Genomic DNA, 7,899 nt, shown 5'->3' with positions numbered 1-7,899 from the left:
TGATCAAATAATTCTCCGTCTATTTTTACATAGGGATTATTATCTGTCAGTTCTTTTCCCAGATTGTCTTTGGTATAAGTATAAAAAAATTCTTTGTCGTTTCTCAAAATTCCCTTTTCACTCACTTTTAATGGAGCTCTCTTACTAACTTTTGGTACATCTAGATCGAATGTGTTATTAAATCCGTTGTCTCTCACTACTATCCCCTCCTTAAAATTATTGTCAATTTTTCCCATAGAATTTTGAAAAATAACTGCAGATCTCACTAGCAGATTTTTCTACTTTCGGTTTTTTCTGAGAAACATCCCTATTTTCCCATAAGACAGTGTATCTTTCACCGGGCAGCTGCTTATACACTTAAAACAGTTTATGCACTGGGGATTTCTGATGCTATCCTTATCTGAAACAGCAATATTCATGGGACATACCTTATTGCATTTTTTGCAGTTTACACAACTTTTTTTATTTCTCTTGACTGAAAAAAATCTAGTCAAACTTGCAATGCCGAACTTGGTTCCCTCTATGCACAGATAATTACAAAAGGGTCTTTCAAATACAGTTGAAACAATCAGAAAGCTAGCCATGATAAGCAATGATACTGAAATGATTGCACCAGAAAAATCACTTACAGTAGAGGTGAATGTTTTGTTGCCGTTTATAGTCTCATAGATACCTACCCCTATACCTGCAACTAAGAGCACCATAACGATATATCTTGAAAACATCAGATATTTTTGAATATTTTGCGGCATCTTATACTTTTTTCTGAAAATTCTGTCCCCAATGGCACCAAAAAATTCCTGAAGGGCTCCGTATGGACATACCCAACCACAGAAGAAGTTCCCCACTACCAATGAAAAAATAAGCAATAATGGAAATACAGCCTTAAATTTCATAAATAATCCCGATATTAACAGCCCGATAAAAGCAAGTTGGACACTGTTTCTAATTATTTGAATTTTTTTTCTCAAATTTAGTCACCTCTATAGAAAAATTTCGTAACAAAGACCTTTTGAGTCATATTCTGATAAAAAGATACCATTTTTAGGAGTATACTTCTGTCCTGTTTAGGACACTTTTTGTCATTTAAGTAAATTTTTATTCTTTTAGATATTTTTTAAATTAAGATAACTTAAGCTGCAAAATTTATTTCAAATTAAAACACTAAAAAATGGTGTGCCTTTTCAGACACACCATTTTCGTATTTATACTGGATCCTGTTTTTCTTCATCTTTCAGAAGAGAAAAGTTTATGTGACAGTAGCCTGATGGATTCTTTTCAAGGTATTCCTGGTGATATTCCTCTGCTGGAAAGAAATTGTGTAAAGGTTCTATTTCTGTCACAATCTCTGAACTGTATTTGTGAGCTATGGATTTTACAAATTCTTTTATCTCAGTAAGGTCCTCTTCTGAAGAATAATAGACCCCGGTTCGGTACTGGGTACCGATATCATTTCCCTGTCTGTTTAAAACTGTAGGGTCGATGAGCCTGAAAAAATGGTCTAATATTTTATCAAGTGACAGAACGGATTCATCATAATCTATCTTGCATACCTCGGCATGGCCGGTCTTTCCAGAGCAGACCTCCTTGTAGTCCGGGTTTTCTTTTGATCCGTTAGAGTAACCTACATCAGTATGGACTACCCCTTTTACTCTTTTGAAATATGCCTCTATACCCCAGAAACACCCACCGGCAAGTGTAATTGTTTTCATAATATATACCACCTCCATACTTTTTTATACCTGAAGAGCTGACCTTTCCCTCTTAGGCTGACAAAAATATATTGAGTTATCTTTGACAAAGAAGGCTCTTCCAAGTAAAATATCCTAGAGAATGTAATGAAGGGAAGTGGTCAAAATAAGGACGGATATAGTTATAGGATTAGTTGCAAATATAAGGGAGAAAAGTGCCCAGTTTATAAACGAGGAGCTCAAAAAATTGGGAGTGGAAGGTCTGAATTCCAGTCACGGGACAATTTTGTCTGCCCTGTATGATAATGACGGTCAGATGACGATGAATGAGATAGCAAAATATATAGCGAGACGTAAATCCAGTGTCACAGATATGGTGAAAAAGCTGGAAAAACTAGGGTATGTAGAGAGAAAACAGGATGAACTGGATGCAAGGGTTATAAATGTGTCTCTTAGTCCTAAAGGAATAGAATTCAGAAAAATATTTTTGAAAATATCAAAGACTCTTCAGGAAAAAGCCTACGATGGCTTTGAAGAAAATGAAAAAGAGATCTTGGTAAAGTACCTTTCAAAAGTGAGAAAAAATTTCCAAGACGTATAACTTTAAACTGCAGATAAATTCTGGCATAATAGTTAAATCTATGAAAAAAATCTTGTAAAAAATCATTAGATCCGATATAATAAAAGTACGAAAACGTATTTTTATTATATCGGAGGTATTTATAAATGGAATTGACCAAAGCAATAAAAGATAGAAGAAGTGTAAGGAAATTTACTGATCACTATGTAACAGATGCAGAACTAAATGAAGCTATGGAAGCTGCAAGATGGGCACCTTCTTGGGCTAATACTCAGTGTCCTGAATTTCTGGCCTTAAGAGACAAGGAAAAAATCAAGGAGCTTGTGGAAAACTGCTATCCTAAAAACCCGGCGTCGGCATGTTCTTTAGATGCATCCCTTGTAATAGTGGCATGCTACAACAGAAAAAAATCAGGTTTCTATAAAGAAACTTCATTTAATGACGGAGGAACATGGGGAATGTTTGATCTAGGTCTGGCATGTCAGAACATGATGTTAAAACTTCATGAGCTAGGTCTAGGAAGTGTAGTAGTAGGGGCCTATGATTCTAAAAAAGCATCTGAGATACTTGGTATAGAGGGAGATATCCAGATAGCTGCTATTATACCTGTAGGTAAACCTGCTGTGGAATCAAGACCTGTCCCTAGAAAAGAAATATCAGAATTTTTACATATAGATAAGATAAAATAAGTCGTGGACACCTCTTGTAAAAGAGGTGTTTTTTTGTACCGACAGTCTATCTTGTATGTTGCCAAGAGGGTTATCATATGATATAATCTTAAGGCATAAGTATAGTAAGAGGAGGCGTTTAAGTTGGTTAGAAAATTAAAGGCTAAAGGAAACAATGGTCAAATGGATATAATGAGACAGGCACAGGCAATGCAGCAGCAGATGCTTGTGGTACAAGAGGGATTAAAGGAAAAAGAGCTTGAGACTTCTGTAGGTGGAGGAGCAGTTACTGTAAAAGTAAATGGTCAGAAAGAGGTCCTTGAGATAAATCTGTCAGACGAAATTTTGAAAGAGGCAGTAGAGGATAACGACAAAGAGATGCTAGAAGATCTTCTTGTTTCAGCAGTAAAAGAAGCCATGAGACAGGCTGAAGAGCTTGCTGAAAAAGAGATGGCTAAAGTAACTGGCGGAATAAACATTCCTGGCCTTATCTAAGAAAGTTTAAAAAGAGGGGATTCCCTCTTTTTTTCTATAAGAAGGACTTTTATGGAGAAATTTCAGATATTTGTTCATCATGAAAACTTATAGTATATATGTATAAGAGTAATTGAAGAGTTCCGGAAGATGTGGTATACTTTTTAAAAAACTCAGGAGAAAATACCAATATGGATAAAAAAAAGAGAAAATATAGAATATACGGAAATATGCTGTATTTTCTATTGAAATTTATACTGAAAACCTTGAAAATACAAGTGAAAAGAAGCCCTAAAATAGATCTTGACAGCAATTACGTCTACGGATTCTGGCACAATAAGCTGATAATTACCTCTGTCTGTCTTGATTACTATGAGAAAAAGGCAGGGCTTGCAAGTCCTTCCAATGACGGAGAACTTATAGCTGTCACCCTGGAGAAATTTGGCTTTCAGGTAATAAGAGGATCGTCAGACAAAGAGGCAGTGAGGAGCCTTATAAAACTGGCCAATCTTGTGAAGAGTGGATATAGTGCAGGGACTCCTGTAGACGGTCCAAAAGGACCCATATATAAAGTAAAGCCCGGAATGCTTTTCCTGGCACAGAAATCTGGTAAAAAAATGATTCCGGTGGGAGGAGCTTTTTCCAGCTGCTGGACCTTTGAAAAGGCCTGGGATAAATTTCAGTTTCCGAAACCTTTTTCCAAGATGGTGTGTATAGAGGGTGATCCTATAGAGATACCAAAAGGAGCAGACCTTGAAGAGTATGCTGTTTTTCTGGAAGAAGAACTGCACAGACTAGATAAAGAGGCAGAGGAATATTTGAAAAAAAGTAATATGAAGTAAAATTTAAGTGAAGCAAATTATATAAAATCAAAACCTAATTTAGGAAAGGGGATAATTTTGTGAGTAAGAATTTTTATGTAACTACACCGATATACTATGTAAACGGGGACCCTCATGTGGGGAGTGCTTATACTACAATTGCAGCAGATGTCCTTGCAAGATATAAAAAGACAATGGGATATGATGTGTTTTTCCTTACAGGAACAGACGAACACGGTCAAAAGGTGGAGGAGACTGCAAGGGAAAAAGGGTTTACACCACAGGAATGGACAGATAAAATGGCTCCTAGATTTGAAGATATGTGGAGTCTTCTCAATGTTTCCCATGATGATTTCATAAGAACTACCCAGATGAGACATAAAAAAGCAGTTACAAAAATTTTGAAAAAAGTATATGAAAAAGGTGATATATATAAAGGTGAGTATGAGGGGAAATACTGTGTCTCTTGTGAAACCTATGTTCCTGAAAATCAGATAGTAGGGGAAAATGGCTGCCCAGACTGCGGAAAAGAACTAAGACTTGTAAAAGAGGAATCTTACTTTTTTAAGATGTCTAAATATCAGGATGCTCTTTTAGATCACATAGAAAAGAATCCAAACTTCATATTGCCGCACTCTAGGAAAAATGAGGTTATTTCTTTTATAAAACAGGGACTTCAGGATCTGTCTATTTCCAGAAATACATTTGAATGGGGTATACCTATTGAATTTGCACCTGGACATATTACCTATGTATGGTTTGATGCTCTGACAAATTACCTTACAGCTGTAGGATATGAAAATAATCTTGAGATGTTTGGAAAATTCTGGAGCGACGGAGAAGTCGTGCATTTACTGGGGAAGGATATTTTGAGATTCCATGCGATAATATGGCCTTGTATGCTTTTAGCAGCAGAGGAGAAACTCCCGGATAAAATCGTAGCCCACGGATGGTGGACTGTAGAGGGAGAAAAAATGTCAAAATCAAAGGGTAATGTAATAGACCCACAGGCAGAAAGTGAGAGATACGGGAGAGATCCTTTCAGATATTTTCTAATGAGAGAGGTTCATTTTGGAAATGACGGAGATTATTCCACTACTTCAATGGTAAACAGAATAAATGCTGACCTTGCAAATGACCTGGGAAATCTGCTTAACAGAACTCTTGGTATGTATAAAAAATACTTTAATTCTCAAATAGTAAATGGGGAAGGTCACGAAGTATATGACGACCAGATCAAGGAGCTTTGGAAAGATACACTAGAGTCAGTGGAAAAATCCATGGATAAAGTAGAGTTTTCAAAGGCACTTGAAGCAACATGGAAATTTATATCCAGGATGAATAAATACATAGATGAAACTATGCCTTGGGCCCTTGCAAAAGATGAGGATAAAAAAGCAAGACTTGCTGAGGTTATGAACAACCTGGTAGAGGCATTATATAAAATAGCAGTACTTGTGTATCCTTATATGCCGGAGTCTGCTCAGAAAATATGGAACCAGCTAGGTTTCTCTGAGGATATAAAAAATGCTAAAGTATCTGAAATATCCTCTTGGGGACTTATCCAGGAGGGGCACGTACTGGGTGAGGCAGAGCCTATTTTCCCGAGAATAGAGGTACAGAAGGAAGAACCGAAACTCCAGGTGGAGAAAAAGCTTGAGATTGAAAATCCTATCTCCATCGATGATTTTAATAATGTAGAGATAAAAGTTGTAGAGATACTAGAGGTTTCCACAATAGATGGAGCAGATAAGCTTCTGAAATTTAAAATTGATACAGGAAAAGGTATCAGACAGATAGTATCAGGGATCGCAAAGTATTATAAGAATCATCAGGAACTTGTTGGGAAAAAAGTTCTTGCTGTCTTAAACTTGAACCCTGTAAAGCTGAAGGGAGAACTTTCTCAGGGGATGCTCCTTACTACTGAAGAGAAAAAGAAGGTAAAACTTGTAGAGATAGATTCTGCTGTAAAAACCGGTTCAAAGGTAAAATAATAAAAAATTTAACTAATGAAATATAAAGATCTGGTATTTTTTCAGATTTGATTTTTAGGAGGTTAGTTTTATGATAAAGGTGACAAAGGCAGTAATTCCTGCTGCAGGTTTAGGAACAAGGCTTCTTCCAGCAACAAAGGCTCAGCCTAAGGAGATGCTGACCATAGTAGATAAACCCTCTCTCCAGTATATAGTAGAAGAGCTGGTGGAGTCTGGGATAAAAGATATAATAATAGTCACAGGGCGTAATAAAAACTGTATAGAGGATCATTTTGATTACTCGTATGAGCTTGAAGATACTCTTTTGAAGCAGGAAAAGCATGCTCTTTTGGCAAGGGTTGCAGAGCTTTCCAGTATGGTGAACATATTTTATGTGAGACAGACTCATCCACTGGGACTAGGTCACGCAGTACTGAAAGCCAAGCCTTTTATAGGGGATGAACCTTTTGTAGTGGCCTTGGGAGACGACATAATGTACAATCCTGAGAATCCTGTGAGCAAGCAGATGATAGAGAAATATGAAGAGTACGGAAGCAGTATTATAGGGGTACAGGAAGTAGCCAAGAAAGACGTGTCTAAGTACGGTATTGTGGATCCCGGAAAAAGGCTGGATGACAAGACGGTAGAGGTAGTAGATTTTGTGGAGAAACCTTTTGTAGAGGATGCTCCATCTAGGTTTGCCTGTCTGGGGAGATATCTTCTTGACGGTAAAATCTTTGATCATCTGGAAAATGCCAAGCCGGGAAAAGGCGGGGAGATACAGTTGACAGATGCAATTCTTAAGCTTCAGAAGTCAGGAGAAAAGGTGGCTGCCTATAACTTTGATGGAAAGCGTTATGATATAGGGGATAAACTGGGGCTTCTAAAAGCCAACATTGAATATGGATTAAAACATGAAGAAACAAAAGATGGACTCATGGAATATCTTAAAAATGAATTGAAAATAGGAAAATAAAATAAAGTCTGACCGATAATGTATTTACATTTTGGTCAGACTTTTCTATTTGTAGGGAAAAATTAGAGTTCTCCGAAATTGATCATCTCTATATTTTTGTCGGTGATCAAATCTTTTGCTTTTTGAGATGTCAAAACATCCAGTTCCATAATTCTTGGTTCCACATAATTACTGTAGTTTTTCAAATGTAGGTCTATAAAAGCAGGGTGTGTGCAGATCTCCAGAGTTGAAATGCCTTCCTGGGAAACTATGTCTCTGAACTTTTCAAATGTGGCCTCCTTGTCGTAAAACTCCACTTCAAATTCTTCTGTACTTTTTATATCCTTATCAAATTCAGCGCTGATTCTTTGTTCCGGAACAGTTCTCATGGCTAATCCGTATTCCTTGCAGATTTTACTCATAATCTTCAACACCTTTGGTATCCTGTGCACATGGTGGTGGCTGTCTGCATGGGTTATTTTGTATCCTTTGCTATGTAGTGCCGTGAGTTGTGCTCTTAGTTCAGCCTCTATAGCCTCATCTGAGCATAGGGAAATTCTGTCAAAATCCTTGTCCATGACTCCGTTATCTCCCAGTAACTCCTCGGAGTCTGTAAGGGGGTGGTAGCTCGTCAGAACGAAGTGTATACCAAGCCCCAGTCCCTGATTGTCTTTATAGAGGTCGAGGGCGTGGTCAACATAGGGCATATTCATCATTACGGTGGTAGAGGTAACCAG

General features: G+C 37.3%; 10 protein-coding genes. 6 read left to right on the top strand and 4 right to left on the bottom strand.

All coding sequences use genetic code 11. The features are described from left to right. From ABZA26_RS03630 to msrA, 3 genes are all read right to left on the bottom strand, one after another. Nucleotides 1-236: hypothetical protein (locus ABZA26_RS03630; protein ID WP_372713156.1), on the bottom strand; the 236-nt coding region annotated here is incomplete at its 3' end. A 42-nt stretch (nt 237-278) separates the two neighbouring features. Beyond that, nucleotides 279-971 carry a 4Fe-4S binding protein gene (locus ABZA26_RS03625; protein WP_372713155.1) on the bottom strand — a complete coding sequence of 231 codons (693 nt, stop codon included), beginning with the start codon at nt 969-971 and terminating at the stop codon, nt 279-281. 234 nt (nt 972-1,205) lie between these two features. After that, nucleotides 1,206-1,712, bottom strand: a complete 507-nt coding sequence (gene msrA, locus ABZA26_RS03620) for a peptide-methionine (S)-S-oxide reductase MsrA (RefSeq protein WP_372713154.1) — start codon at nt 1,710-1,712, stop codon at nt 1,206-1,208. A 136-nt stretch (nt 1,713-1,848) separates the two neighbouring features. On the opposite strand from msrA, the gene ABZA26_RS03615 reads away from it, so the two are divergent. From ABZA26_RS03615 to galU, 6 genes are all read left to right on the top strand, one after another. Continuing rightward, the gene (locus tag ABZA26_RS03615) at nt 1,849-2,292 is read left to right on the top strand and encodes a MarR family winged helix-turn-helix transcriptional regulator (protein ID WP_372713153.1); all 444 of its coding nucleotides are present in this window, start codon (nt 1,849-1,851) and stop codon (nt 2,290-2,292) included. A 125-nt stretch (nt 2,293-2,417) separates the two neighbouring features. Continuing rightward, on the top strand, nt 2,418-2,960 hold the full coding sequence (locus ABZA26_RS03610; RefSeq protein ID WP_372713152.1) for a nitroreductase family protein: 543 nt from the start codon (nt 2,418-2,420) through the stop codon (nt 2,958-2,960). Nucleotides 2,961-3,083: 123 nt separating this feature from the next. Next, entirely contained in the window at nt 3,084-3,434 is a 351-nt protein-coding gene (locus ABZA26_RS03605) for a YbaB/EbfC family nucleoid-associated protein (protein WP_372713151.1), read from the top strand. 170 nt (nt 3,435-3,604) lie between these two features. Beyond that, a complete protein-coding gene (locus ABZA26_RS03600) occupies nt 3,605-4,255 on the top strand; it encodes a lysophospholipid acyltransferase family protein (RefSeq protein WP_372713150.1) in 651 nt (216 codons plus the stop codon). A gap of 59 nt (nt 4,256-4,314) precedes the next feature. Next, nucleotides 4,315-6,228 carry a methionine--tRNA ligase gene (gene metG / locus ABZA26_RS03595; protein ID WP_372713149.1) on the top strand — a complete coding sequence of 638 codons (1,914 nt, stop codon included), beginning with the start codon at nt 4,315-4,317 and terminating at the stop codon, nt 6,226-6,228. A 70-nt stretch (nt 6,229-6,298) separates the two neighbouring features. After that, nucleotides 6,299-7,183 (top strand): UTP--glucose-1-phosphate uridylyltransferase GalU, encoded by an 885-nt coding sequence (gene galU, locus ABZA26_RS03590; RefSeq protein WP_372713148.1) that lies wholly within the window; start codon nt 6,299-6,301, stop codon nt 7,181-7,183. A 62-nt stretch (nt 7,184-7,245) separates the two neighbouring features. Here galU and ABZA26_RS03585 read toward each other — a convergent pair. Beyond that, nucleotides 7,246-7,899: ChbG/HpnK family deacetylase (locus tag ABZA26_RS03585; RefSeq protein WP_372713147.1), on the bottom strand; the 654-nt coding region annotated here is incomplete at its 5' end.

It is taken from the genome of Ilyobacter sp. (genome assembly GCF_041583315.1).
In the GTDB taxonomy this organism is placed as follows: domain Bacteria; phylum Fusobacteriota; class Fusobacteriia; order Fusobacteriales; family Fusobacteriaceae; genus Ilyobacter.
The sequence above is the reverse complement of the archived record's forward strand: the minus strand, read 5'-3'. Positions and strand labels throughout refer to the sequence as shown.

Coding starts and splice junctions, on each gene's coding strand:
- ABZA26_RS03600 (WP_372713150.1), top strand. CDS start 3,605: ATGGATAAAAAAAAGAGAAAATATAGAATATACGGAAATATGCTGTAT.
- ABZA26_RS03610 (WP_372713152.1), top strand. CDS start 2,418: ATGGAATTGACCAAAGCAATAAAAGATAGAAGAAGTGTAAGGAAATTT.
- galU (WP_372713148.1), top strand. CDS start 6,299: ATGATAAAGGTGACAAAGGCAGTAATTCCTGCTGCAGGTTTAGGAACA.
- msrA (WP_372713154.1), bottom strand. CDS start 1,712: ATGAAAACAATTACACTTGCCGGTGGGTGTTTCTGGGGTATAGAGGCA.